Origin of the sequence: Mesorhizobium dulcispinae (genome assembly GCF_033977345.1) — a bacterium.
In the GTDB taxonomy this organism is placed as follows: Bacteria; Pseudomonadota; Alphaproteobacteria; order Rhizobiales; family Rhizobiaceae; genus Mesorhizobium; species Mesorhizobium dulcispinae.
Genome location: NZ_JAVIIY010000004.1, coordinates 382,769 through 409,358, shown reverse-complemented (window position 1 = coordinate 409,358; position 26,590 = coordinate 382,769). Strand labels below are relative to the sequence as shown.

General features: G+C 65.0%; 21 protein-coding genes and 1 riboswitch. Of the genes, 11 read left to right on the top strand and 10 right to left on the bottom strand.

Annotation, left to right across the window (positions count from 1 at the left end):
* Positions 1-7 precede the first annotated feature (7 nt).
* The gene (gene phaR, locus RFN30_RS12940) at positions 8-601 is read right to left on the bottom strand and encodes a polyhydroxyalkanoate synthesis repressor PhaR (protein ID WP_320262456.1); all 594 of its coding nucleotides are present in this window, start codon (positions 599-601) and stop codon (positions 8-10) included.
* 302 nt (positions 602-903) lie between these two features.
* On the opposite strand from phaR, the gene RFN30_RS12935 reads away from it, so the two are divergent.
* The 6 genes from RFN30_RS12935 (at position 904) to RFN30_RS12910 (ending at position 8,838) form a co-directional block, all read left to right on the top strand.
* The gene (locus tag RFN30_RS12935; protein WP_320262455.1) at positions 904-2,088 is read left to right on the top strand and encodes an acetyl-CoA C-acetyltransferase; all 1,185 of its coding nucleotides are present in this window, start codon (positions 904-906) and stop codon (positions 2,086-2,088) included.
* 125 nt (positions 2,089-2,213) lie between these two features.
* Positions 2,214-2,936, top strand: a complete 723-nt coding sequence (locus tag RFN30_RS12930; RefSeq protein ID WP_320262454.1) for a beta-ketoacyl-ACP reductase — start codon at positions 2,214-2,216, stop codon at positions 2,934-2,936.
* Between the two features lie 709 nt (positions 2,937-3,645).
* Complete coding sequence (locus RFN30_RS12925; RefSeq protein ID WP_320262453.1) at positions 3,646-6,990, top strand: helicase-related protein; 3,345 nt, start codon at positions 3,646-3,648, stop codon at positions 6,988-6,990.
* Between the two features lie 15 nt (positions 6,991-7,005).
* Positions 7,006-7,392, top strand: coding sequence for an RNA-binding S4 domain-containing protein (locus tag RFN30_RS12920; RefSeq protein ID WP_320262452.1), 387 nt, complete (start codon positions 7,006-7,008; stop codon positions 7,390-7,392).
* A 149-nt stretch (positions 7,393-7,541) separates the two neighbouring features.
* Complete coding sequence (gene fdxA / locus RFN30_RS12915) at positions 7,542-7,880, top strand: ferredoxin FdxA (protein ID WP_126087145.1); 339 nt, start codon at positions 7,542-7,544, stop codon at positions 7,878-7,880.
* Between the two features lie 376 nt (positions 7,881-8,256).
* On the top strand, positions 8,257-8,838 hold the full coding sequence (locus RFN30_RS12910) for a CarD family transcriptional regulator (RefSeq protein ID WP_040974338.1): 582 nt from the start codon (positions 8,257-8,259) through the stop codon (positions 8,836-8,838).
* A 252-nt stretch (positions 8,839-9,090) separates the two neighbouring features.
* Here the strand turns inward: RFN30_RS12910 and RFN30_RS12905 are convergent, their stop codons facing one another.
* The 3 genes from RFN30_RS12905 to RFN30_RS12895 all read right to left on the bottom strand — a co-directional run bounded on the left by RFN30_RS12905 (position 9,091) and on the right by RFN30_RS12895 (position 11,437).
* Positions 9,091-9,861, bottom strand: a complete 771-nt coding sequence (locus tag RFN30_RS12905; protein ID WP_320262451.1) for an amino acid ABC transporter ATP-binding protein — start codon at positions 9,859-9,861, stop codon at positions 9,091-9,093.
* Positions 9,858-10,538, bottom strand: coding sequence for an amino acid ABC transporter permease (locus RFN30_RS12900; protein ID WP_320262450.1), 681 nt, complete (start codon positions 10,536-10,538; stop codon positions 9,858-9,860). Before RFN30_RS12900 ends, RFN30_RS12905 begins: the two co-directional genes overlap by 4 nt.
* 125 nt (positions 10,539-10,663) lie before the next feature.
* Positions 10,664-11,437 (bottom strand): amino acid ABC transporter substrate-binding protein, encoded by a 774-nt coding sequence (locus RFN30_RS12895; RefSeq protein ID WP_320262449.1) that lies wholly within the window; start codon positions 11,435-11,437, stop codon positions 10,664-10,666.
* Positions 11,438-11,743: 306 nt separating this feature from the next.
* Here RFN30_RS12895 and RFN30_RS12890 point away from each other — a divergent pair, with 306 nt between their 5' ends.
* Entirely contained in the window at positions 11,744-12,607 is an 864-nt protein-coding gene (locus tag RFN30_RS12890; protein ID WP_320262448.1) for an RNA polymerase factor sigma-32, read from the top strand.
* Between the two features lie 156 nt (positions 12,608-12,763).
* Positions 12,764-14,794, top strand: coding sequence for a caspase family protein (locus RFN30_RS12885; RefSeq protein ID WP_320262447.1), 2,031 nt, complete (start codon positions 12,764-12,766; stop codon positions 14,792-14,794).
* A 76-nt stretch (positions 14,795-14,870) separates the two neighbouring features.
* On the opposite strand, the gene RFN30_RS12880 is transcribed toward RFN30_RS12885, so the two are convergent.
* The 4 genes from RFN30_RS12880 to thiB all read right to left on the bottom strand — a co-directional run bounded on the left by RFN30_RS12880 (position 14,871) and on the right by thiB (position 20,145).
* Positions 14,871-16,277: a M48 family metalloprotease gene (locus RFN30_RS12880; protein WP_320262498.1), complete on the bottom strand. Its 1,407-nt coding sequence runs from the start codon at positions 16,275-16,277 to the stop codon at positions 14,871-14,873.
* 216 nt (positions 16,278-16,493) lie between these two features.
* The gene (gene thiQ / locus RFN30_RS12875) at positions 16,494-17,282 is read right to left on the bottom strand and encodes a thiamine ABC transporter ATP-binding protein (RefSeq protein ID WP_320262446.1); all 789 of its coding nucleotides are present in this window, start codon (positions 17,280-17,282) and stop codon (positions 16,494-16,496) included.
* Positions 17,279-18,901: a thiamine/thiamine pyrophosphate ABC transporter permease gene (thiP, locus tag RFN30_RS12870; protein WP_320262445.1), complete on the bottom strand. Its 1,623-nt coding sequence runs from the start codon at positions 18,899-18,901 to the stop codon at positions 17,279-17,281. Before thiP ends, thiQ begins: the two co-directional genes overlap by 4 nt.
* A 233-nt stretch (positions 18,902-19,134) precedes the next feature.
* Positions 19,135-20,145: a thiamine ABC transporter substrate binding subunit gene (gene thiB / locus RFN30_RS12865; protein WP_320262444.1), complete on the bottom strand. Its 1,011-nt coding sequence runs from the start codon at positions 20,143-20,145 to the stop codon at positions 19,135-19,137.
* Between the two features lie 43 nt (positions 20,146-20,188).
* Positions 20,189-20,304, bottom strand: a riboswitch (TPP riboswitch).
* Between the two features lie 146 nt (positions 20,305-20,450).
* Here thiB and RFN30_RS12860 point away from each other — a divergent pair.
* Genes RFN30_RS12860 through RFN30_RS12850 form a run of 3 tightly spaced genes read left to right on the top strand, consistent with a single transcriptional unit; the run spans position 20,451 to position 23,217 of the window.
* Positions 20,451-21,095, top strand: a complete 645-nt coding sequence (locus RFN30_RS12860; RefSeq protein WP_320262443.1) for a thiamine diphosphokinase — start codon at positions 20,451-20,453, stop codon at positions 21,093-21,095.
* Between the two features lies 1 nt (position 21,096).
* Positions 21,097-22,917 carry an ABC-F family ATP-binding cassette domain-containing protein gene (locus RFN30_RS12855; protein WP_320262442.1) on the top strand — a complete coding sequence of 607 codons (1,821 nt, stop codon included), beginning with the start codon at positions 21,097-21,099 and terminating at the stop codon, positions 22,915-22,917.
* Positions 22,918-22,974: 57 nt separating this feature from the next.
* Positions 22,975-23,217: a type II toxin-antitoxin system CcdA family antitoxin gene (locus RFN30_RS12850; protein WP_320262441.1), complete on the top strand. Its 243-nt coding sequence runs from the start codon at positions 22,975-22,977 to the stop codon at positions 23,215-23,217.
* 49 nt (positions 23,218-23,266) lie between these two features.
* On the opposite strand, the gene RFN30_RS12845 is transcribed toward RFN30_RS12850, so the two are convergent.
* Positions 23,267-25,054: a hypothetical protein gene (locus tag RFN30_RS12845; RefSeq protein WP_320262440.1), complete on the bottom strand. Its 1,788-nt coding sequence runs from the start codon at positions 25,052-25,054 to the stop codon at positions 23,267-23,269.
* A gap of 68 nt (positions 25,055-25,122) precedes the next feature.
* The gene (locus RFN30_RS12840; protein ID WP_320262439.1) at positions 25,123-26,421 is read right to left on the bottom strand and encodes an adenylosuccinate synthase; all 1,299 of its coding nucleotides are present in this window, start codon (positions 26,419-26,421) and stop codon (positions 25,123-25,125) included.
* Positions 26,422-26,590 lie beyond the last annotated feature (169 nt).

The window sequence follows — 26,590 nt, the reverse complement described above, 5'->3', positions numbered from 1 at the left end:
AACGCCGTCACGACATGGTGTCGAGCTTGCGCTGCATCGCGGCGATCTGCGCCTTCAATTCCTGCAGATCGTCGGATTTCTCTTCCTTCTTCGGCGGCTCGGCCGGGGCAGAGGAATTGCTGTTCGCGGACGGGAACGGCGTGAACATGCGCATGGCGTTCTGGAACATCTCGACGTTCCGGCGCGTCTGCTCTTCCAGCGCCTTCATCGGCGTCTTCATCATGTCGATCGGCGTCTTGCCGAACGCGCCCTTCAGTTGCTCGCGGAACCGCTCCTGCTCCTTGGAGAAGGCGATCATCGACTGCTCGAGGAAGCTCGGCACGATCATCTGCATCTGGTCGCCGTAGAAGGAGATCAACTGGCGCAGGAACGGGATCGGCAGCATGTTCTGCCCGTCCTTGTTCTCCAGCTCGAAGATGATCTGGGTCAGCACCGGATGCGTGATGTCGTCGCCGGTCTTGGCGTCCTGCACGGTGAACTCCTCGCCCTTCTTGACCATGTCGGCCAGATCCTCGAGCGTCACATAAGTGCTGGTGCCGGTGTTGTAGAGCCGGCGGTTGGCATATTTCTTGATGACGATCGGGTCGTCTTTTGCGGCCATCCGTATCCTCCCCAGGATACCGGCGCGTTGAGAGTAAGCAGCCGGTAACGATTGCGCCATTTGTCGAGGATATGCGCAAAAGCGTCACAATTCCAAGTGGTTTGTGCAGTGCGGCATCATTTAATGCGGAATGGAGGAGCAAATTGTGCTGCGCGGCATCGGCTGCACCGCCACGATAAGCGCTCGACCTGCTTGCCGTGCATGGCGGCCATGCCCATTTCCGGTTTGACTCAGGTCCTTGAACGGGCAAGAAAGTCTTCAAGGATAGCTAAAACACGACACCTCGAAGTCTGGAGAAGAAAATGTCCGCTTCCAATTCAATCGTCGTCGCCAGCGCAGCCCGCACAGCGGTCGGCTCCTTCAACGGCAGTTTCGCCGCCACGCCAGCGCATGAGCTCGGCGCAGTCGTCATCAAGGAATTGCTCGCGCGGGCCAAGGTCGACCCGGCGGAAGTGGACGAAGTCATCCTCGGCCAGGTGCTGACGGCGGCGCAGGGACAGAACCCCGCCCGCCAGGCCTCGATCAATGCCGGCCTGCCCAAGGAGACGACCGCCTGGGGCCTCAACCAGGTTTGCGGCTCGGGTCTGCGCGCGATCGCGCTCGGCATGCAGCAGATCGCCACCGGCGACGCCAGGGTGATCGTCGCCGGCGGCCAGGAATCGATGTCGCTGTCGCCGCACGCCCAGCACCTGCGCGCTGGCGTCAAGATGGGCGACTACAAGATGATCGACACCATGATCAAGGACGGCCTGTGGGATGCCTTCAACGGCTATCACATGGGCAATACCGCCGAGAACGTCGCCCGCCAGTTCCAGATCACCCGTGACGACCAGGACGAGTTTGCGCTGGCCTCGCAGAACAAGGCCGAAGCCGCGCAGAAGGCCGGCAAGTTCAAGGACGAGATCGTCGCCTTCACCATCAAGGGCAAGAAGGGCGACACCGTCGTCGACCAGGACGAATACATCCGTCACGGCGCGACGCTGGATGCCATGACCAAGCTGAAGCCGGCTTTCGACAAGGAAGGCACCGTTACCGCCGCCAATGCGTCGGGCATCAATGACGGCGCCGCCGGCGCGCTGCTGATGACCGAGGCCGAGGCTGCCCGGCGCGGCATCACCCCGCTGGTCCGCATCGCCTCCTGGGCGACCGCCGGCGTCGATCCGGCGATCATGGGCACCGGCCCGATCCCTGCCTCGAAAAGGGCGCTGGAGAAGGCCGGCTGGTCGGTCAAGGACCTCGATCTCGTCGAGGCCAACGAGGCTTTCGCCGCGCAGGCCTGCGCCGTCAACAAGGGCATGGGCTGGGATCCTTCGATCGTCAACGTCAATGGCGGCGCCATCGCAATCGGCCATCCGATCGGCGCCTCCGGCGCCCGCGTCTTCAACACGCTGGTCTACGAGATGCGCCGCCGCGGTGCCAAGAAGGGCCTGGCGACGCTGTGCATCGGCGGCGGCATGGGCGTCGCCATGTGCGTCGAAGCACTCTGAGCTCAGCGAATAGCGAATAGGGAGTAGCGGATAGGGAAGAATGGCGTCGGCGCGGTGGGATATCAGATCCCTACTCGCTATTCGCTACTCCCTATTCGCTCAGACGATTTTAAAGGGAGGAACACATGAGCAAGGTAGCAATCGTCACGGGCGGATCGCGCGGCATCGGTGCGGCCATATCGGTGGCTTTGAAGAATGCCGGTTATTCAGTCGCCGCGAACTATGCCGGCAACGATGAAGCGGCCGCAAAATTCAAGGCCGAGACCGGCATTCCCGTCTACAAATGGTCGGTCGCCGACTACGACGCCTGCGCCGCCGGCATCGCCCAGGTCGAGGCCGATCTCGGCCCGGTCTCGGTGCTGGTCAACAATGCCGGCATCACCCGAGACACCATGTTCCACAAGATGACGCGCGAACAGTGGAAGGAAGTCATCGACACTAACCTCTCCGGCGTCTTCAACATGACGCATCCGCTGTGGAACGGCATGCGCGACCGCAAGTTCGGCCGCGTCATCACCATTTCTTCGATCAACGGCCAGAAAGGCCAGATGGGCCAGGTCAACTATTCGGCCTCGAAAGCCGGCGACATCGGCTTCACCAAGGCGCTTGCCCAGGAAGGGGCTCGCGCCGGCATCACCGTCAACGTCGTCTGCCCAGGCTACATCGCCACCGACATGGTCATGGCCGTGCCGGAAAAAGTGCGGGAATCGATCATCGCCCAGATCCCGGTCGGCCGTCTCGGCGAACCGGAAGAGATCGCGCGCTGCGTCGTCTTCCTGGCCTCGGAGGACGCAGGCTTCATCACCGGCTCGACGATCACCGCCAATGGCGGCCAGTATTTCGCCTGAGGCTTGCTCATCCGGTTAGTGAGGGGCGGCCCGGACATCGGGCCGCCTTTTCTTGTGGCTTCAAAAGGGGTCGGCGCGACACCCTGCCTCAATTCGGCACGCAAAAGTTAACGGCGGCACCGCGCCCTGTTCGAAACCCGGTTCACAAGCTGTGAATTATCGGTGCGCAAGCTGTGGACAACACCATATCTAGGCGTGAACAAACTGGGAAAACGCGTGGATCGCTGATTCGTCGCCGATTCGTTCCGGCTTTGGCCGAAAAGTTAACGCAGAGAGCCGGAAACGGCGCCGAAAAGATTAACGGCGGTTAGGAAAGATCAACCATTTCATAATCTTGGCGACTGCCCTCGTGCCGGTTGTGATCGTTCACCGGCAAAAGTTAACGGCCGTTCGCGGCGCGCCTGAGCCAAGCATGAAACGGGCCAGTTCAAGGATTCAGCATGTGGTGAGACTCATCGTCAAAAAATCCACATATAGCCGTGAACAAAACCTGAATCAGGCCGAGTCAGTGATTCGTCGCCGATTCGTTCCAGACTCGTTCCAACGGTTAATCGGCAGCGGATTTTGACCTTGCCTGTCGTTGCGCCATCTCCTGATAGGAACATTCCGCTTTCGCTTCGCGTCTGAAATCCCTATGTGTCGCCTGTCATACGCGGCGGCACCGCCGCGTCCCCGACAACAAGCGGCAGAAAGCGTCATTTCCGAGCCGATGAATATCCAGCCGAAACACAGAGAGCCGCTGATCCTTTCGGGCCGCGACGTGACGGCCGTGCTCGGCCCCACCAACACCGGCAAGACCCATCTCGCCATCGAGCGCATGGTGGCGCACGAGACCGGCGTCATCGGCCTGCCGCTGAGGCTGCTTGCCCGCGAGGTCTATACCCGCGTCTGCGAGAAAGTCGGCGCCAACAAGGTGGCGCTGGTCACGGGCGAGGAGAAGATCGTTCCGGCGAGCGCGAAATATTCGGTCTGCACCGTCGAGGCGATGCCGCGCGAGACCGATGCCGCCTTCGTCGCCATCGACGAGGTGCAGCTCGCCGGCGACCTCGAACGCGGCCACATCTTCACCGACCGCATCCTGCATCTGCGCGGCCGCCAGGAGACGCTGCTTCTCGGCGCCGCCACCATGCACGGCATCCTCCAGCGCCTCTTGAAGGGCGTCTCGGTGGTGACGCGGCCGCGGCTGTCGCACCTTGCCTATGCCGGTTCGAAGAAGCTCACCCGCCTGCCGCGGCGCACGGCGATCGTCGCCTTCTCGGCCGACGAGGTGTACGCCATCGCCGAGCTGATCCGCCGCCAGCAGGGCGGTGCGGCCGTCGTGCTCGGCGCGCTCAGCCCGCGCACCCGCAACGCCCAGGTGGAGATATTCCAGTCCGGCGATGTCGACTACCTCGTCGCCACCGACGCCATCGGCATGGGCCTGAACCTCGACCTCGAGCATGTCGCCTTTGCCCAGAACCGCAAGTTCGACGGCTACCAGTACCGCAACCTGACCGCAGCCGAGCTCGGCCAGATCGCCGGCCGCGCCGGCCGCCATCTGCGCGACGGCACCTTCGGAGTCACCGGCCAGGTCGATCCGTTCGACGAGGATCTGGTCAAGAAGATCGAGGGGCATGATTTCGACCCGGTGAAGGTGCTGCAGTGGCGCACCGCCGATTTCGATTTTTCGAGCCTCGACGCCCTGAAGCGCTCGATCGAAGCCAATGCTCCGGTCGAAGGGCTGACCAGGGCGTTGCCGGCGGTCGACGCCCAGGCGCTGGAACACCTGTCGCGCGACGGCGACATCAGGGCGCTTGCCACGGGCAAGGAGCGCGTCGCGCTGCTCTGGGAGGCCTGCGCGCTGCCCGACTACCGCAAGATCGCGCCGGCCCAGCATGCTGACCTCATCGCCTCGATCTACATGGACCTTGCACGCCACGGCCATGTCGATGAAAATTACATGGCCGAGCAGGTGCGGCGAGCCGACACGACGGATGGCGATATCGACACGCTGTCGCACCGGATCGCCCAGATCCGCACCTGGACCTTCGTCTCCAACCGACCGGGCTGGCTGGCCGATCAGCTACACTGGCAGGAAAAGACGCGCGAAATCGAAGACAGATTGTCGGATGCGCTGCATGAGCGGTTGACGAAACGCTTCGTAGACCGCAGGACTTCCGTCCTCATGCGGCGCCTTAGAGAAAATACCATGCCTGAAGCTGAAATCAGCCCAACCGGAACCGTCCTCGTCGAAGGCCATCATGTCGGCGAGCTGCAGGGATTCCGCTTCACCGCCGACCAGAGCGCCGGCGGCGAGGATGCCAAGGCGGTGCGCACCGCTGCCCAGAAGGCGCTCAGCGCCGAATTCGAGGCACGCGCCGAGCGCTTCGCCGTCTGCGCCAACGGCGATCTGGCATTGGGCTCGGACGGCATCCTGCGCTGGATCGGCGCGCCGATCGGCACGCTGGTTGCCGGCGACGAGGCCTTGAAGCCGCGCCTTGTGCTGCTTGCCGACGAGCAGCTTACCGGCCCTGCCCGCGACAAGGTGGCGGCGCGCGCCGAGCGTTTCGTCAATTTCCAGATCGAAACGCTTTTGAAGCCGCTGGTCGATTTGAAGAATGCCGAGCAGCTCAACGGCATCGCGCGCGGCATCGCCTTCCAGCTCGTCGAGCATTTCGGCCTCATCAACCGCCGCGACATCGCCGAAGAAATGAAATCGCTCGACCAGGAAGGCCGCGCCGCGCTGCGGCGCCTTGGCGTGCGCTTCGGCGCCTACCACGTCTTCGTGCCGGCGCTGATCAAGCCGGCGCCGGCCGGCCTGGTCACGCTGCTCTGGGCGCTGAAGAACGACGGCAAGGACAAGCCCGGCTTCGGCGACGTGGTGCATGCGCTGGCGTCGGGCCGCACCTCGGTGGTCATCGATCCTGCCTTCGACAAGAGCTTCTACAAGCTCGCCGGCTACCGCAATCTCGGCCGCCGCGCGGTGCGCGTCGACATCCTCGAGCGGCTGGCCGACCTCATCCGCCCGGCGACCAACTGGAAGCCCGGCCTCGGCCAACGGCCGGACGGCGCCTATGACGGCCACGCCTTCATGGTGACGCCGCCGATGATGTCGATCCTCGGCGCCACGGCCGACGACATGGAAGAGATCCTGAAGGGTCTCGGCTATCGTCCCGAGCCGAAGCCGGCCGCCGAGGTGAAGGCCAAGCTGGACGCGCTGGACACCGCCGCCCGTGAGGCCACCGCGGCCAAGCTTGCGGCGGAAGAGGCCGCGCGAGCCGCTCAGGCGGCCGAGGTGCCGTCTGCCGATGCCGCTGGCGACACGGTCGCAGACTCGGAAACAGCAACGGAAGCAAATGCGGAGGCCGTGGCCGACACCGCAGGGGAGCCCGCTACCGAGGTCGCCGTCGAGCCCGTATCGGAACAACAGCCCCAAACCGGAACAGTCGACGAAGCCGCGCCTGCTCCAGAGCAAGCGGACGAGGCGCCTACCTCCCCCTCGATGGAGGAGGTCGCGGCGCGAAGCGACGCGGGTGACGGCGCCGGCGATGCAGCCAATGCCGACAGCGCCGACGCTCCCCACGAGGGGGAGGGTAACACCGCGGAAGCCCCAGCCGAGGAAGAACCGAAGCCGATCCTGTTGTGGCGGCAGGCCCGTTTCGATCATCAGCGCCCGCGCCATCGCCACGATAACCGCCGGGACAATCGCCCGCGCGGCCAGGCGGCACGCGATGGCCAGCCAGGCGCCACGGGCGGCCAGCCCGGCGATCGGCCAGCCCATGAGGGCCGCCGCGACCAGCGCGAGGGCGCCGGCAAGCCGCGCTTCGATCGCTCGAAGTTCAAGCCGCGCCCGGAACGTGACGGTGAGCGGCGCGACGGCAAGCCGCAAGGCGAGCGCCCCGACCGCCGCGAGGGGCGGCCGGACTGGAAGGGCAACAGGCAGGACGGCAAGGGCAATGCTTCCGCCGGCAAGCCGGCCTTCCAGGGCAAGCCGCGCGAGGAGCGCCCGCAGCGCTTCGACCCGGATTCGCCCTTCGCCAAGCTCGCCGCCTTGCGCGACCAGCTGAAGAAATAGCCCCGGCCGGTTGCGATGGTTGGAGAAGGCCGCCAGCGCATCGACAAATGGCTGTTCTTCTCGCGTGCGGTGAAATCGCGGTCGCTGGCGGCGAAGCTGGTGGTTGCCGGACGGGTCCGCATCAATCGCGACAAAGCAGCGCAGGCCTCGGATCTGATCAAGGCCGGCGATGTGCTGACCATCACGCTCGACCGCCGTATCCTGGTCTGGAAGGTCCTCAACTGCGGCACCCGGCGCGGCCCGGCGGAAGAGGCCAGGCTGCTTTACGAGGACATGTCGCCGCCACCGACGCCCAGGGGCGAGGCGGTTCCCGACGCCATTCCGGCATTGCGCGAGGCCGGCAGCGGCCGCCCCACCAAGCGTGAGCGCCGGCAAACCGATCGGCTGCTTGGCGACGACTGACGACACGCCCCGACCCTGTTGCGGCAATCAACTGGAATTCTGTTCCGCAGCACCGGCTTCCGGCCACAAGCCCTGCCCTTGCAAGCGACGGGCAAAGGCGTTACCTCACCAAAAAAGCCCAGCAAAAACGGGACGTCCCGGAGCCTGCGATGACCTATGTCGTGACCGACAATTGCATAAAATGCAAATACATGGACTGCATCGAGGTCTGTCCGGTCGACTGTTTCTATGAAGGCGAGAACATGCTCGTCATCCACCCGGACGAGTGCATCGACTGCGGCGTCTGCGAGCCAGAATGCCCAGCCGACGCGATCAAGCCGGACACGGAGCCCGGCCTCGACAAATGGTTGCAGGTCAATTCCGAATACGCCGAGAAATGGCCCAACATCACCGCCAAGAAAGAGCCGCCGGCCGACGCCAAGACATTTGACGGCGAGACCGGAAAGTTCGAGAAATATTTCTCAGCCGAGCCCGGCGAAGGCGACTGACGGCTGGGGCCGGCCAAGCCGGCATGACGCAACGTAACGGGGCCGACACAATTGCTGTCTTGACAGGCAGCGATGGCGCTTGGCGTTAGCGAATGCAGCAAAACCTTGATTCTTCCGACTTTTTGTGTTACATCTGCGGAACATGCCGGTGACACAACGTCGATTTATGGCGCTAACGCCCCAAATCACTGAAAGGTGAGCTTCTCAATCCGGACCAGAGCGATCTGGGGCAGGCGATCGCTTTATGCGGTTTGCCGGTCCAGGCTTATTCCGGTGGGTTCACTTGTTTGCGCGGCTAAAGGTCGGCTTCCGCCGATCGTCTGAGTTTCAGCCGGCGCCGCCATGCCGGCGCTACAACTAAGGAGTTCAGGGCGTAATGGCAACGATCACCCCGCAGAAGAAGTCCACCGCGGCCCGTCACGGGTTCAAGACCGGTGAGTTCATCGTCTATCCGGCGCATGGCGTCGGCCAGATCGTGGCCATCGACGAGCAGGAAGTCGCGGGTCACAAGCTGGAGTTGTTCGTCATCGATTTCCAGAAGGACAAGATGCGGCTCAAGGTGCCGGTCGCCAAGGCGACCTCGATCGGCATGCGCAAGCTGTCGGAAGAGGATTATGTCGATCGCGCGCTGAAGGTCGTGCAGGGCCGCGCCCGCATCAAGCGCACCATGTGGTCGCGCCGCGCGCAGGAATATGACGCCAAGATCAATTCCGGCGATCTGATCTCGATCTCGGAAGTGGTGCGCGACCTCTACCGCGCCGACAACCAGCCGGAGCAGTCCTATTCCGAGCGCCAGCTGTACGAAGCCGCGCTCGACCGCATGGCCCGCGAGATCGCCGCCGTCAACCGCATGTCGGAGACGGAAGCCGTGCGCCTCATCGAGGTCAACCTCAACAAGGGTCCGAAGCGCGGCGCCAAGGCCGACAACGAGGAAGCCGAGCAGGAAGAAGCTGCCTGAGCTTTTCGCTTTTGGAATTACGAAGAACCCGGCCTCGCGCCGGGTTTTTTGTCTCTGGGACCCTCGCATACGGCGCTCCCCCTCACCCAGCCTCCGCTTCGCGCGGCTGACCTCTCCCCAAGGGGAGAGGAGGCGGCCAGCGCCGGCGCCAAGCTCTTCTCCCCGTCGGGGAGAAGGTGGCCGCGAAGCGGCCGGATGATGGGGCCGGCGCTGCCATGTGCGATTGGCCTCACAAGGGGCGGGTAGAAGGGCTCAGTTGCCAGCTTCCTTCTGCGCCTCCTCCTGGCGCAGCGAGGCGATGAAGCGCTTCGTCCGCTCACGCTCCGGCCTGTCGAACACGACCGAGGCCGGACCTTCCTCGACGACGACGCCGGCATCGAGGAACACCACCTCCTGCGCGATCTTGGAGGCGAGCCTCAGATCATGCGTGGCCATCACCATGGTCGTGCCTTCGCGGGCCAGTTGTCCCAGCACATCGACCACTTCCTGCGCCAGTTCCGGATCGAGCGCCGAAGTCGGCTCGTCGCAAAGCAGCACGCGCGGCGACGGCGCCAGCGCGCGGGCGATCGCCACGCGCTGCTGCTGGCCGCCGGACAGCGTCGCTGGCCAGGCACCGGCCTTGTGCGCCATGCCGACCTTTTCGAGCAGCGCCATCGCCCGCTCGCGCGCCCTCGCCTGCGGCCATTTCAGCACCGTGACCAGCCCCTCCATGACGTTCTCGATCGCGGTGCGATGCGGAAAGAGCTGGAAGTTCTGGAACACCATGCCGGTCTGCAGGCGCACCCTCTGCACCTCCGCCGCCGGCACCTTGACGCCCGGCCGGAATTCCAGCGTCTCATCGCCGATGCGCAAAGTGCCGGAGGTCGGAATCTCCAGGAGGTTGATGCAGCGTAGCAGCGTGCTTTTTCCCCCGCCCGACGGACCGACCAGCGCCGTGACGCTGCCTTCGTCGATGCTGACGGTGACGCCCTTCAGGACAAGGTTGTCGCCGAAGCGCTTCTCGATGTTGGTGAGGCCGATCATGCATTGGCCTCCAGGAAGCCGCCATAGCGGTTGAGCCGCACCTCCAGCCGCGCCTGCAGCGCCGACAGCACCGAGCTCATCACCAGGTAAAGCGCCGCCGCCTCGACATAGAGGATCAGCGGCTCGTAGGTGGTGGCGACGATGCGCTGCGCGGCCTGGAACATTTCGGGCACGGTGATGGCGGCCGCGAGCGAGGTGTCCTTGACCAGCGAGATGAAGGTGTTGGAGAGCGGCGGCACCGCGACGCGGCCTGCTTGCGGCAGGATCGTGCGCCGCATCGCCTGGCTCCAGGTCATGCCGATCGAGTAGGAAGCCTCCCACTGCCCTTTCGGCACCGAGCCGATGACGGCGCGGATGATCTCCGAGGAGTAGGCGCCGATGTTGAGTGTGAAGCCGATCAGCGCGGCCGGAAAGGCGTTGAGCAGGATGCCGGCAGACGGCAGGCCATAGAAGATCAGGAAGAGCTGGACCAAGAGCGGCGTGCCGCGGAAGATCCAGACATAGAAACGCGCGATTGCGACCAGCGGCCTCGGGCCGAACAGCCGGATCAGCGCCGTAACCAGTCCGGCGATAAGCCCCAGGGCGAAGGACAGCAGCGTCAGCGGCACGGTGAAGATCAATGCCGCCCATAGCAGCGTCGGCAGCGATTCCAGCATCAATTGCAACCAGTGCGACACGGAGGTCTTATCCTTTCCGGATGCTGCGACCACCTCTGGCCGGCATTGCCGAACGACTATCATGCAAAAACCGGCGGGCCGTCAAAGACGGCCCGCCGGAATTCAAGCAAAAGCGATGATTGGGTTTACTGCGAGACGTCCTGGCCGAAATAGGCGTCGGCGATCTTCTTGTAGGTGCCGTCGGCCTTGATGTCGGCCAGCGCCTTGTTTATCGCCGCGACCAGTTCCGGATCGCCCTTGCGCACGATGACGCCGGAATAGTCGGCGTTCTCTTCTTGCGCGGCGATCTTCACATTGGCGTCCGGCTTGTGCTTCTTGAAGTCGAGGAAGGACAGGCTGTCGTTGATGGTGGCGTCGGCGCGGCCGGTGAGCAGCAGCTGGATCGACTGGTCGAAGCCGTCGGTGCCGACCAGCTCGGCGCCGTTCTTCTCGGCGAGCTTGCCGAAATTCGAGGTCAGCGACTGCGCCGCCTTCTTGCCCTTGAGGTCGGCGAAGGTTTTGATGTCGCTGTCGTCGCCGCGCACGATCAGCACCGCCTTGGAAGCGATATAGGGATCGGAGAAATCATACTTGGCCTTGCGGGCATCCGTGATGCCGACCTCGTTGATGACGGCGTCGTAGCGGTTGGCGTCGAGGCCAGCGATCAGGCCGTCCCACTTGCCTTCGAGGAACTGCACCTTGACGCCAAGCTTCTCGGCGATCGCCTTGGCTATCTCGACGTCGAAGCCGACCAGCGCCCCGGATTCGTCATGATAGGTGAAGGGTGCGTAGGTGCCCTCCGTGCCGACCTTGATGACCCCTGCCTGCTTGATCTGGTCGAGATTGGCGCCGGCATGACCGGCTGTAACCGCCAGAACCTGCAGCGTTCCGGCGACGAGGAGCGATTTGAGCCATTTCATTTTTCTGTGATCCCGTTTTGACCGGTGCCCCGGCGCATTGTGAGAGCCGCAAACTGACAGATAGATGTCCGCGAAATAAGGAACCAGATTTCAAAAATTGGCTCAGCCAGAAATCTGATCCTCAAAATCAACGCAACTCACGACAGGCGAGCGCCCCGGATCGATAACAAAGCCGTGCCTCGCGCACGCATACGCGCCTCCGCCGCAACGGAACCATCCATGCGCCTGACACGTTGCAGGCTGTTGTAGGGCGCGGCAGCGTCTTTTCAACCGCCATCAGCGCAACGACCTCCAAGAGGAGCCGGTATGATCGAGGATGTGGCAGGACGGACACTGGTCCGGGCGGCAATGAAGGCTCCCTATCTCGAGCGCGACGAAGAGCATCTCCTGGCTATACGCTGGAGGGAAAAGAACGACCAGGATGCGCTCCACCTGATCACCGTCGCCCATATGCGCCTGGTGATTTCGATGGCTTCCAAATTCCGCCATTACGGCCTGCCGCTCGGCGACCTGATCCAGGAAGGCCATGTCGGCCTGCTGGAGGCGGCGGCCCGCTTCGAGCCCGCCCGCGAAGTGCGCTTTTCCACCTATGCCACCTGGTGGATCCGCGCCTCGATGCAGGACTACATCCTGCGCAACTGGTCGATCGTGCGTGGCGGAACAAGCTCGGCGCAGAAGGCGCTGTTCTTCAATTTGAGAAGACTGCGCGCGCGGCTCGCCAACGGCGCCGAGCCGATCTCCAACGCCTCACTCTATCGCGAGGTTTCGGCCGCGCTCGGCGTGCCCGAAGCCGACGTGGCGATGATGGATTCGCGCCTTTCGGCCCCCGATAGCTCCCTCAACACCCCTTTAGCCGACGAGAACGGCGCCGCCGAACGGATGGATTTCCTGGTCTCGGAGGATCCGCTTCCCGACGAGGTCGTCGGCGAAACGATCGACATCGAGCGCCGCGCGATCTGGCTGAAAAGCGCGCTCGGCGCGCTCAATGCCCGCGAGCTCCGGATCATCGAGGAGCGCCGGCTGAGCGACGACGGCGCCACTTTGGAATCGCTTGGCGAGGCGCTCGGCATCTCCAAGGAACGCGTCCGCCAGATCGAAGCGCGCGCCATGGAGAAGCTGCGGGCGGCGCTGGTCAAGCAGAATCCCGAATTTCTTGCAGAAGCCGCTTGAGCAACAACTTGAAGTTGCTATGCAGATATTTATTAAATAGAAATATATTTCCATCGCAGCACTCTTCTTTGATACCTATTGTGAATTCTTTAACAGACCCGCGCGCCGGAACCGGTCTTTTGTGAAGCCGACAGACCAGCGGATGGGGGATTTGCCATGCTGCGATGCTGCGCGTTCCTTGCAGCCTTGATCCTTGCGGGCTTCACGGCGTTCGAAGCTCACGCGGACCGAAGGGTTGCCTTTGTGATCGGCAATTCCGAATACCGCGATATCCCGGCGCTCAAGAACCCGGACAAGGATGCCGAGGATGTCTCCAAGACATTTCGGCTGGCCGGTTTCCAGGTATTCATCGCCAAGGACGTCACGAAGCTTCAGTTCGAGGAGAAGTTCCGCAACTATCTCGCCGCGGTCGACGGCGCGGACCTGGCGGTCGTCTATTATTCCGGCCACGGCTTTCAGATCGGCGGCGAGAATTTCCTCATCCCGGTCGATGCCTCGCTGAAAGATGCGGCCGACATCGAAGTCCAGGCGATCAAACTGGACGACGTGCTGGAGCAGCTGCGCTCGAAGTCGAAGATCCAGGTGATCATCCTCGATGCCTGCCGCAACAATCCGTTCCCGCGCAAGGATTACTGGCTGCGCGACCAGTTGATCGTCTCTGGCGATACCGGCCTTGCGCAGGTGAAAAGCTCGCTGAACACGCTCATTGCCTTTGCCACCGAGCCGGGCGCCGTCGCCTATGACGGCACTGGTGCCCTCAGTCCGTTCTCGTCTGCCTTCTCCCGCCGCGCGCTGGCGCCGAACCAGGAGATACGCGCTGTCATGGCGGCCGTTCGCCGGGACGTCGTGAAAGCGACCAATGGCAAGCAGGTTCCGTGGGAGAATTCCTCGCTGGTCGACGAGGTGGTGCTGATGCGCCACGATGAGCCCGAGGGTCAGCAGGTCATGGTCGAGCAGACGCAGCCGGCGTCGGAGCGCGCGCTCCATATCACCGGCGCCGCCGAAGCCATCGACAACCACGGCGTCAGCATCCCGGTCGGTGTCGGCCCGGTGCCTCTGAAGCTGGATTTCCCGACCAGGGACCCCGCGGTCAGCCTGAAGCTCGCGAGCTATCCGGCAACGGGCACGCTGTCGCTGCCGGATCGGACCTTGTCTCCCGAATCAAGCCTGATGGCCGACGAGGTCGACCATTTGCGCTACGAGCCCCAGATCGGCTCGGCGGCTCCCGTCGAGGTCGGCTTTCAGATCAGTGCTGGCAAGGCGTCCAAGCGGGCGACGATGAAGCTGTCGCCAAGCGTCGACCCCTGCGATCAGGCGGCGGGCGCGCCGCTCGACCTGCAAGGGGTCGCCCCCGGCCGGCAGCCGAATGAGATCGGCGGAGGGGCGGTTGAGTCCTGCGAGACAGCGGTGAAGGCCTATCCCGATGTCACCCGTTTCCGCTACGAGCTCGGGCGGGCGCTGCTGGCGGCCGGCAAGGTAGACGAGGCCAGGAAGGCAATCCAGGAGGCTGCCGACAAGGGGCATGTGCGGGCCGTTTTCGAGCTCGGCTACATCGCCGCGTCCGGAACAGGGACGGCTGTGGATTCCACGAAAGCCAACAGCCTCTATTCGCAAGCGTCCGACAAGGGCGACCCCTACGCCATGGCCGCCTGGGGACGCGCCCTGTTCAACGGTCTCGGCGTCCAGCCCGATACCGGCAAGGGATTGGATCTGCTGCTCAAGGCGGCGGCTATGGGGCATATCAACGCCATGAACGATCTCGCGTTGATCTTCCAGGAAGGCCGCAACGGGGTGCCCGCCGATCCGGCCCGCGCCTTGGCTTTCCTCAGGGCCGGCATCGAGCGGCAAGGCGTGTATTCCATGAGCATTCTCGGTCTTGCCGGGCGCAGCACCCAGACGGTCGCGGTGTGCAAGCCCAAGGTCGTGCAGAAAATAGTCACGAAGATAAAGGTGGTCCGCATCCCCACGCCCAGGGTAACCGTTCCGGGGCCGGCCAAACCACCGCAGAACGATCCCGGGCCGGCGCCGTGGCGCGGCAGTGGCGGCGATCACGATCGCCCGTCTCGCCCCAGCGGCGGCAGCGGCGACTCCGGGGGCGACGTCGGCACCCCTGAAACCGACAACACCGGCACCCCTGAAGGTGGCAGCAGCGGCGGCTTTGACACCGTCAGCAGCGACGGGCTCTGACGGCCAGCGGCAGCGTGCCTGAATGGCAGATTCGAGCTAAATCCTGGCGCAAACCGCGTGAATGCGGACGCTGGCCCTATTTGTCGGTGACGATCTTGACCTTCTCGCCGGACGACACCGTTGCGCCCGGCGACATCGCGTTGAGCACGCGGAAGAGATCGAGCTTGCGGTCGACGCCGACCATCTGGGCGGCAAGCGTGCCCATGTTCTGGCCGGGCTGCACGGTGACGACCCGGATATGCAGCGGCTTCAGCGCCGCCTTCTCGGCAGCGCTCAGTGTGCGGAAGGAACCGCTGACAGAGCGCGCGACCGGCTCCAGCGCGGCGCTGGCCGAGGGTGCGGCGGTCAGCAGCCGGTAGACCTGGCCGCCGGCGCGGATCACCGCGATATCGAACTGCCACCCTTGCGCGCTGGCATGCGCCATCGCGGCCTCGTTGCCGTTGACCGTTTCCTGCCGCACGCTGGCGTCGTCCAGTCCGGCGACCCAGCCGCTGCGGATGTAGTCGGTCAGCGACACCGACTTGTCGATCGCCACGCCATCGAAGCGGATGGCGATGTCGCCCGGACCGGTCGCGGTCACGGCAGCGGCCGAATTGTCGATGACGAAGCCGTCCGGCACCGAAAACGACACGCCAAGGCCGGGATGCATGAAGGTCTGGCCGCGCACATAGCCCTCTTCCGGCGTGTCGCCGTAGAGCAGGCCGTCAATGCCGGCGAGGAAGGCATCGCGGTCGCGCGTGCCGACGCCCGGCGGGCCGAAGTTGCGGGCAAGGCGCTGCGCCAGATCGATGCGCTGCGGCGTGTTGGGATGCGTGGCCAGGAAGTCGAGGCTGGCATCCGTGGCGCCGCTGACCGAGCGGAAATCGGTATAGGCCGACATCGACTGCAGGAAGCGGCCGGCCGCGTAGGGATCATAGCCCGCCTCGCCGATCGACTTGATGCCGATGGCGTCGGCCTGGAGTTCCTGGTTGCGCGAGAACTGCGCGAGCCTGAGCTTGCCGCGGATGAGCGCCGCCTTGGCGGTCGGGCTGTCGCCGAGCACGTCGGAGACGACCTTGGTCGCCAGGCCTTCCTCGGCCTCGAGCTGCTGCCGCTGCAGGCCGTGATTGGCGGTGACGTGGCCCATCTCATGCGCGATGACGGCGGCAAGCTCGGAGGAGTCGTTGGCCAGCGCCAGCAGCCCGCGCGTGACATAGAGATAGCCGCCGGGCAGCGCGAAGGCGTTGACATTGGGCGAATTGAGAATGGTGATGCGGTAGGTCTGCGTCGGGTTGGCCGACACCACCGTCAAATTGCCGACGACCTTGGCCACCATGCGCTCGAGCTTCGGATCGGAATATTCGCCGCCATAGGTGGCGAGAATCCGCGGATGCTGCGCTTTCGCCATGTCGGCGAGCTTGGCGTTGGCGACGACATTGTCGACCGTGATCGGCTTGTCGGAGGGCTGGAAGCCGGATTCCTGCACGTCCGGCGGCGTGAACATCTGGCAGCTCGCCAGCGCCACGGCAAAGCCGGCCAACGCGAAAAATCGCGCCAGCGGCCTCGTCCAAACTCTCTCGATGCCGGTCGTCAGATCGGCTTCCTTTCGAAATCTTTCGGCAAATCACGGTCACTCCGGACCAGCATGGCCAGACCTAGCCACACTCCCCCGGACAAGGCAAGCAAACGCCGGATCACCCGCAACCGGTTTGGCCGCAAATTATGTCCGCTTCCGGGCAATGTGTTGTGATCCGGCAACGCTACCGCCTCGATCGCCGATATAGCGCCGGAAGGCATCCGGTCCAGAGCGGTCGAAGAAATCGGCGGCTGACCCCGTCGCCGCAACCCTGCCCTCGTCCACAAACACGATCTCCTGGCCGATGCGGCGCGCGTCCTCCGGCTGGTGCGTGACGAAAAGCACCGTCATGTGCCGCTCGGCATGGATGCCGGCCACGAGGTCGAGCATGTCGTCGCGCAGCGCCGGACCAAGCGAGGCGAAAGGCTCATCGAGCAGAAGCACCGGCCGGTCGCGCAGCAGCACCCTTGCCAGCGCGACACGTTGCCGTTCGCCGCCCGAAAGCTCGCGCGGCAGGCGCTTTTCCTTGCCGGCGAGGCCGACACGCGCCAGCGCTTCCGCAACCGCGTGGCGGTCGGCGGCAGTGAGCTTGAGCGACGGCGAGCGGCCGAGCCCGACATTGCCCTCCACCGAAAGATGGGCAAACAGATTGTTTTCCTGGAACACCATCGACACCGGCCGCGCCGAAGGCGCAGCGTCGCCGACATCGATGCCGCCGATCAGCACCTTGCCCCCATCGGGCGATTCGAAGCCGGCGACCAGATTGAGCAGCGTCGACTTGCCTGAACCGCTCGGCCCCATGATGGCGGTGATCCTGCCGGCGGCGAATTCGGCGTCGAAGCTGAACGATGCCTCGCCATAGCTGAAGGAAACGCCCTCCAGCATCACGGCCAGTGCTTTCTCCGCCGCCATGCCGTTGTTCGTCGTCCTCATGCCTTTGCTTCCCGCCCAAGCCAGTCGGCGGCGACAATCAGCATCAGGCAAACGAGGCCGAGCAGCAAGGCAAGCCCGGCGGCGTCGGCGGTCCGGTAGCTGCCCATGCGCGCGAGCAGGAGATAGGGCAAGGTCTGTACCGAATCGCTGCCGAACAGCGCGATCACGCCGAGGTCGCCGAGCGACAGCGCCATGGCGAAGGCAAAGCCTGTGGCCAAAGGCCGCCTGAGCGACGGCCAGTCGACCAGGCGCAGCCGGTTCCAGCCGCAAATGCCGAGCGCCAGGCAGAGCCGCTCATGGCGCTCGCTCGCGGCGTCGTAAGCCGGGCGAACGGCGCGGATGGCGAAAGGCATCGCCATCACCGCGTTGACGGCGACGACCATGACGGGCGCGATGGCGAACACATCGGTGGCGTTGCGCAAAGCCAGGAACCAGCCGGCGCCGACCACGATGGGCGGCACGACGAGCACGAAACCGGCACCGGTGTCGACGGCATGCTCGAGCAGCGACATGGCGCTGCCCGCCCGCCGCCGCAGGGCCAGTGCGCGCCGGGCCGCAATCAGCGAGAGCGACAGCATCACGGACAGCAGTGCCGAGAGGAAGGAGAGCGCGGCGCTGGTGAGCGTCGCCCGGCGCACGGCCTCCTCGCCGGCCAGCCGTCCGAGATCGGCCTCCAGCCCGGCCAGCACGGTCGCCGCCATCGGCCCGGCGACGAACAGCAAGGCGAGCGCGATCAGGCCGGCGTTCAGCACCGTCTCGGCCTTGCCCGCCGAAAGATAGCGGCGTGGCGCGACCGGCAGATTGGCGTCGCCGACCATGTTGGCGCCAAGCCGCGTCAGAAGGGCGACCACCACGAAGGTCAGGACGATCTGCAGCAGCGTCAGCACCACCGCGCGCGCGGGATCGAAATCGAAGCGCAGCGCCTGATAGATGGCGACCTCCAAGGTCGTTGCGGCCGGCCCGCCGCCCAGCGTCAGCACGATGGTGAAGGAGGTGATGCAGAGCATGAAGACCAGCCCGGCGACGCCCGGCAATGCCGCGCGCAGCGCCGGCCATTCGATCAACCGGAAGGCCGGCGGGGCGCCCATGCCGAGCTGGCTCGCCAGCCGCCACTGGTTGGCCGGAACCGTGCCTAGCGCCTCCAGAAACAGGCGCGTGGCCAAGGGCAAATTGAAGAAGACGTGCGCGACCAGTATGCCCGACAGGCCATAGATGCCGGGCCATTCCTGACCGCCAAGGCTGCCGAGGACGCCGGCAAAATAGCCGGCACGACCGTAGAGTGCCAACACGCCGAGCGCCGCGACGATGGCCGGCAGCGCCAGCGGCACGGTGAAGAGCTGCAGGATCAGGCGACGCCCTGGAAAGCTCGGATGCCGGGACAGGGCGCGGGCAACGAGCAAAGCCGGCGCGACCGACAGCAATGTCGAGAGCAGCGCCTGCCACAATGTGAAGCGGGCGACGCGCAAGAGATAACCGTCGAAGGCAGCGAGAGCGCCGGATAGGTTGCGCGCACCTTCGAGGATGAGCCCGGCAAAGGCGCCGCCGATGAGCAAGGTGATTGCCGCAAGGGCTATGATGCCGGCGGTGATGCGGGAGTCAGTGCGCGATGCGGGCTGCACGCTGCACCACGTCGGCTTGAGCTAGCGAGCGCCGCGTTCCGTCGCGCCCCCCTCTGTCCTGCCGGACATCTCCCCCACTAGGGGGGAGATCAGACGTCACGCCGGCCTTCGCCAATCTCCAATGCTGTATGGCTAAGCGAGGCGCCAAAGCTGCCAATCTCCCCCCTCGTGGGGGAGATGTCCGGCAGGACAGAGGGGGGTGGCTTGGCGCAGACATCGACGAGATCGAAAACCTACTTACTCATCGCCGCCAGCCACTCATCCACCCAGGCCTTGCGGTTGGCCGCGACCTCCTCGGGGCTGAACAGCAGGGTCTTGGTCGGCTTCACCAGTTTGTCGAACGCGGGGTTGAGCGGCTTGTCGGTCTTGCCGGCCGGGAACATCCAGTTGGTTTCGGGGATGACGTCCTGGAATTTCGGCCCGGTCATGAAGGCGATGAATTTTTCCGCCAGCGGGTTCTTCGCGCCGGTCGTGGTGATGCCGGCGACCTCGATCTGCAGGTACTCGCCCTCCTCGAAGGAAGCCGCCTGGTAGCGCTCGGTGTTCTCGGCCACCATGTGATAGGCCGGCGAGGTCGTGTAGGACAGCACCATCGGCGCCTCGCCCTTGGTGAACAGGCCGTAGGCCTCGCTCCAGCCCGGCGTTACGGTCAGAACCTTCGACTTCAACTTTGCCCAGGCTTCCGGCGCCTTGTCGCCATAGACCGACTTAACCCACAAGAGCAGTCCGAGGCCCGGCGTCGAGGTGCGCGGATCCTGGATGACGATCTTGTCGGCGCCGGCACCCTCGACCAGCTCCTTCAGGCTTTTCGGCGGGGTCTTCAGCTTCTCGGTGTCGTAGACGACGGCGAAATAACCATAGTCGAAGGGCACGAACGTGTCGTCCTTCCAGTCGCCGGGCACATTCAAATCGGCAATGGCGCCATGCGGCGCGAACAGCCCACTGGCCTTCGCATCCGCGGTCAAGTTGGTGTCGAGGCCGAGCACGACATCGGCCTTGGTGCCGGCACCCTCCAGCTTGACGCGGTTGAGCAGCGCCACGCCGTCGGCCACCGAGACGAATTCAAGATCGCAGCCGCATTCGGCTTCGAATTCCTTCTTCACCGCGGGTCCCGGACCCCAGTCGGCGGTGAAGCTTTCATAGGTATAGACGGTGAGCTTGTCCTTCGCCTCGGCGGGCACGATGCCTGCCAGAAGTGAAACAACGACCGTTGCGAGGATAAGCTGGGACAACAGTAAGCGCATCGGCGCCTCCTTCGTTCGTGTTAAAGGAATTGAGGCGTCGGATGGTCCCGAAACGTCTAATCCCTCCGCCGGTACAAACCGGATCAGGTTCAGCGGGTTGGCTTTGTCGCCTCTCAGCCGGTTCGCAAAAGTCAGCGTCCGGCACCCCGTTAGAGCGTTTCGAGACATAGGCCCGGCGGAAGCGGCGCGCAAGCGGAAGTTGCCGGGCATCCAATGCATCACGGCTTATTCTGAAACGCAGCGCCGTTCCGTTTGGATACGGCCCGGCTTCCGTTTCGCGGGCGGGGCTGGTAAGGGCGACGCCCATGGGCACATTCACCATCCTGCTTGGCGGCGACCTCGTCCGCACGCCTCGGCTCGATCGCCAGATCGAAGGCTCCCGCGTCATCGCCGCCGACGCCGGCATGGGCCATGCCCATATGCTCGGCCTGGTGCCGGAGCTCTGGGTCGGCGATTTCGACTCGGTGCCGGCGAACTTGCCGGAGGATCTCGCCGCCGTGCCGCGCAAGATCTTCCCGGCCGAGAAGGACATGACCGACGGCGAGCTTGCCATCGCCGAGGCGCTTGCGCGCGGCGCCACCAGCCTGGTGCTGGCCGGCGCCTTCGGCGGCAAGCGCGCCGACCATGCCTTCCTGCATCTGGCTCTGAGCGTGCGACTGGCCGAGGCCGGGACGACGGTGTTGCTGACCAGCGGCGCGCAGGAAGGCGTGCCCATCCTGTCGGGCAAAGCCGGCTTCGACTATGCAGACGGCACGCTGTTTTCGGTGCTCGGCTTCTCCGAGCTTGCCGGCCTGACGGTCTCCGGCGCCAAGTGGCCGCTCGACCGTGTCGAGGTGGCGTTCGGCTCCTCGCTCACTATATCAAACGAGGTCAAGGGCCGGCTCGAGATCGCCCTCGAGCGTGGCCGGGCGCTGCTGCTCGCCCACCCCTATCCTCTTCCCGAAAGCTGACATGACTCCGCCTCTTCTCAATCTCGACGGCATAAAACTGACCTTTGGCGGCACGCCGCTGCTCTACGGTGCAACACTCAGCGCCTCCGCCGGCGAGAAGATCGCACTTGTCGGCCGCAACGGCTCGGGCAAGTCGACCTTGCTCAAGATTGCCGCCGGACTGATCGAACCCCAGGACGGCGAGGTGTTCCGCCAGCCCTCGGCGACGGTTCGCTACCTGCCGCAGATGCCGGACATGGACGGCTTCGCCGACGTGCGCGCCTATGTCGAGGCCGGTCTGGGGCCGGCCGACGACCCGCATCGTGCCACCTATCTGATGGACCATCTCGGCCTGACCGGCGAGGAGCGGCCGAACGACCTTTCCGGCGGCGAGGCGCGCCGTGCAGCGCTTGCCCGGGTGATGGCGCCCGTACCCGACATCCTGCTGCTCGACGAGCCGACCAACCATCTCGACCTATCGGTCATCGAATGGCTGGAAGAGGAGCTTGCCCGCACCTCGTCCGCAGTCATCCTGATCTCGCATGATCGCCGCTTTCTCCAACGCGTCTCGCGCGCCACGGTCTGGCTCGACCGCGGCCAGACGCGGCGGCTGGACAAGGGCTTTGCCCATTTCGAGGAATGGCGTGACCAGGTGCTGGAAGAGGAAGAGCGCGAGCAGCACAAGCTCGGCCGCCAGATCGTGCGCGAGGAGCATTGGCTACGCTATGGCGTGACCGCCAGGCGCAAGCGCAACATGCGCCGGTTGGGCGAGCTGCAGGCCATGCGCCAGCGCTTTCGCAGCCATCGCGGCGCCGAGGGCACCGCGACCATGGTGGCGAGCGACGCCGCCGAATCCGGCAAGCTGGTGATCGAGGCCAAGGGGATCGACAAGAGTTTTGGCGATCTCACCGTGGTCAAAGGTTTTTCGACCCGCATCCAGCGCGGCGATCGTGTCGGCCTGGTCGGGCCGAACGGCGCCGGCAAGACGACGCTGCTCAAGATGCTGACCGGCGAGCTTGCGCCGGATGCAGGCTCAGTGCGGCTCGGCGTCAATCTGGAGATCGCGACGCTCGACCAGAAGCGCGAGGCCGTCGACCCGCAGGAGACGCTGGCGCATTATCTCACCGACGGCCGTGGCGAGAACCTCGTCGTCAATGGCGAGCAGCGCCATGTCGTCTCCTACATGAAGGATTTTCTGTTCAAGCCGGAGCAGTCGCGCACGCCGGTGCGCGAGCTTTCGGGCGGCGAGCGCGCGCGCCTGCTGCTGGCCCGCGTGCTGGCGCGGCCGGCGAACCTTTTGGTGCTCGACGAGCCGACCAACGACCTCGACATGGAGACGCTGGAGCTGCTGCAGGAACTGGTCGCGGGCTTTGCCGGAACCGTCATCCTGGTCAGCCACGACCGCGATTTCCTCGACCGCACCGTCACCAGCGTCATCGCGCCGGACGGCGGCGGACGCTGGATCGAATATGCCGGCGGCTATTCCGACATGCTGGCGCAGCGCGGCGGCTCGAGGCTCCAGGACCGCAAGGCAAAACCGAGGGCCGAAGCCGCGGACGCAGGCGCTGCGTCCAAGACTGATCAAGCCGCCTCGAAAGGCCCGGCGAAGAAACTCTCGTTCAAGCAGAAATTCGCGCTGGAATCCCTGCCGAAGAAGATCGAGGCGGTCACGGCCTCGATCTCAAGGCTGGAGAACAACATCGCCGATCCGTCCTTCTACGAGCGCGATCCTGTCTCGTTCCAGAAGACCATTGCAGCGCTGGACAAGGAGCGCACGACGCTGGCCGCGCTCGAGGAAGAGTGGCTGGAACTTGAGATGCTGCGCGAGGAGATGGAGGGGTAGCTGGCTTGCTCACGGGCTTCTACGCGTTTTACGATACGCATAGTCGGAGGCTCCAAGATGCTTCGGCCCGGTTCCAAATCTGAGCGGAAATCAGTCAGACTCTCGATTGACTCTCGGCTGATCGAAGATGCCAAGGCATTGGGCATAGGTATCTCCAGCGTTGCCGAAGCGGCTATCGCGGCGGCGGTCTCAGCTGAAAAGACGCGTCTATGGCAAGAAGAGAATAGGGAAGCCATCGATAGCTGGAATAACTACGTCAGGCGCCACGGCCTGCCCTTGGCCAAGTACCGCCTGTTTTGATCCCGTAGCAGGTTCTGCGGTCCCGGAAAAATCCGGGGTCGCCCTCACCTCACCCCGAAGTCTTCGTCGCCCAGGCCTTCAGCGCCTCGTCGAAAACCTTTTCGCCGGGAATGCCCTTTTCCATGGTGAGGAGCGCGCGGCGTCCGGTCTTGTAGACCACCGGCACGTCGATCCAGTCCTGTCCCCTGAGCAGCGTCAGGTTCGCGTCCTCGTCGGCCTTGGTGTCGTTGAGCGCGACGAGGAAGAAGCCGTCGGCGATCTTGGCCGGGATGCCGATCAGCGGGCTGCCGGCGTCCTGCTCGGAGCTCTTCATGGCGATGCGCAGGATGTTGTCGACGCCGCCGCCGTCGAAGCCTTCCGGCGTCAGGAAGATCATCTCGATGATGTGGCTGGCCGGCAGCGTCTGGTCGGTGTTGCGCCGGATGGTCATGCGCAGCTGGATGTCCTTGCCGGGAATCGTCGCCTCGGCGCGGATCGCCGGCTCCGGCGGCAGGTCGCCGCCCGGCGATTCCTGCACCAGCGACCAGACGATGCTGCCGGGCTCGGCGGTGCCCTGCTGCGTGCTGGTGCGCTCCTCATAGAAGATCGCCTTCTGGCCGACCGGCACGGTCGCCTGGGCCGTCGCCGGCGCGGGCGTAGTTCCGGCGGCGGGCGGCGTGGTGGCGGCCGCCGGCGGTGTCGTCCCCGCTGCAGGCGGTGTGGCCCCGGCGGCCGGCGCGGGCGGATTGGCGGCGGCACCGGCAGGCGCCGGCGGCGTTGCTCCCGCGACAGGCGGTGTCGCGCCCGGCGTCTGTGTGGCGGCGGCGGGCGGCGTGCCGGCGGCGGCCGGCGGAGTTGTCGTCGCAGGCGCGGCCGGCGGCGGCGTGGTCAGCGCGGCGACGGATTCACCCTCGCCGATGGTGGTCTGTCCGCCGGCCGGGCCGGGATCGACCTCCTTGCCTTCAGGCGTCAGGCGCTGGGTGAACTTGGTTTCGGCCGGTTCGTTGGCGCCGGATGCGTTGGTGCCCCCGGCGGCAGGTGCAGCCGCCGTCTCGGTCGCCGGCTTTGTCGGAGCGGGCTTCACCAACGGCTCGACCGAAACCGTCTTGCTGCCGCCGCCGTTCAAGCCGAGCATCGAGCTGAACGCATCCTTGTTCAGCCAGACGCCGTAACCGCCGCCGCCCAGCACCAGCAACGCGACGACGATGGCGATCAACCCGCCATAGCTGCGCTTGCGCGCCGGCGATCGCAGCCGCTGGAAGGTGTCTGCCGCCGGCTGCTCGTCATTGGCGAAGACATCGCTGCCGTCGTCCGGCTCGGCGGCGTTCATGCCGGGCAGGTTGACATCGTCCTCGCGCGGCGAGGGCATCGGCGGCGGTGCCGCAGGCACTCTGTGCCAGCCGCCGGGCTCCGTCTTCGTTGCGCCTTGCCAGCTTGGCTCGGTCTTTGGAGCGCTTTGCCAGCTCGGTTCCGTCTTCACCGGGGCGGGAGCCGGCTTGAAAGGCTCCGGCTTGGCAGGTTCGGGCTTCGTTACCGGCGGCTGCCGGACGTGGCTCGGCTGGTTCTTGTTACGGTCGATCGACGAAAAGATATGTTCCAGCTCCGCCAGCGGATCTTCCGCCGGAGCGGGCTTGGGCGGCGGAGCGGGCGTGACGTATTCCCGCTCGACGCTGGAAATCGCGTCTTCCAGCGAGCGCTTCTGCTTGCTGACGACATCGGCGGACAACGGCGGAGAATAGTCCGCGAGCTTCTTCGCCAGTGCCGCACGCGCATTCTCATAGATGCGCTTGCGCAGCTCGGACGAGGGCTCGCCGTGCTTCTCGAGCTGCTTCTTCAGAACACCAACGAAATCTGCCATGCGTCAGTCGACCTGCATTCTTTCCCCGGGCCGCAAATCAGCGGTGGCGCCGGGAAGGGGCTGTGAAACTAGTCTTGAAACGGATCGGTCACAAGTATCGTGTCGTCCCGCTCCGGGCTGGTGGAAAGCAGCGCAACCGGGGCTCCGATCAGCTCCTCGATGTAGCGGACATATTTGACGGCCTGCGCCGGCAGATCGTTCCAGCTCCTGGCGCCGGCCGTCGTCCCCTTCCAGCCTTCGAGCGTCTCATAGACCGGCTCGACGCGCGCCTGTGCGCCCTGGCTCGCCGGCAGGTAATCGATCGGCTCGCCGTCGAGGCGGTAGCCGGTACAGACCTTGATCTCGTCCAATCCGTCGAGGACGTCGAGCTTGGTGAGCGCGATGCCCTTGATGCCGTTGACGGCAACCGCCTGGCGCACCAGCACCGCGTCGAACCAGCCGCAGCGGCGCTTGCGGCCGGTGACGACGCCGAATTCGTGGCCGCGCGTGCCGAGGAACTCGCCGATCTCGTTCTTTTGCTCGGTCGGGAACGGCCCCTCGCCGACGCGCGTCGTATAGGCCTTGGTGATGCCGAGCACATAGCCGATCGCACCGGGGCCGGTGCCGGAGCCGGCGGCCGCCTGCCCCGCCACCGTGTTGGACGAAGTGACGAAGGGGTAGGTGCCGTGGTCGATATCGAGCAGCGTGCCCTGCGCGCCCTCGAACAGGATGCGCTCGCCGGCGCGCCGCTTGTCGTCGAGCACCTTCCAGACACGGTCCATGTAAGGCAGGATGTCGCCGGCCACCGACGTCAGCTCCTGCATGATCGCCTCATGCGTCGCCTCGGCATGTCCGAGCCCGCGGCGCAGCGCATTATGGTGCGTGAGCAGCCTGTCGACCTTCAGGGGCAGCGTTTCCAAATCCGCCAGATCCATCACCCGCACCGCGCGCCGGCCAACCTTGTCCTCGTAGGCGGGGCCGATGCCGCGGCGGGTCGTGCCAATCTTGGTCCCGGAATTCGAGGCGGCGTCTTCGCGGAACCCGTCCAGTTCCCGGTGCAGCGACAGGATAAGCGCGGTGTTTTCGGCGATTTTCAGGCGCTCTGGCGTCACCTCCACGCCCTGCTCCTTGAGCTTCGCGACTTCCGCGACGAAGGCATGCGGATCGAAGACCACGCCGTTGCCGATGATCGACAGCTTACCCTGCCTGACCACGCCGGACGGAAGGAGCGAAAGCTTATAGACCTTGCCGTCGACGACCAGCGTATGACCTGCGTTGTGGCCGCCCTGGAAGCGCACGACCACGTCGGCACGTTCCGACAGCCAGTCGACGATCTTGCCCTTGCCTTCGTCGCCCCACTGCGAGCCGACGACCACCACATTGGCCATGTTCTTTTCCCTTGAGATGCCGCCTTGGCGGCTTGAAACGACAGGCCTCTATAACCTCATGTGCAGGCCGATGCGACCCTTTCTTTGCCGCCGAAACCAGCCAAGGCACAACAACCAGGCGCAACAAATTCCAGCTTTCGCATCATTTACTTGGCCTCGCTATCGCCAT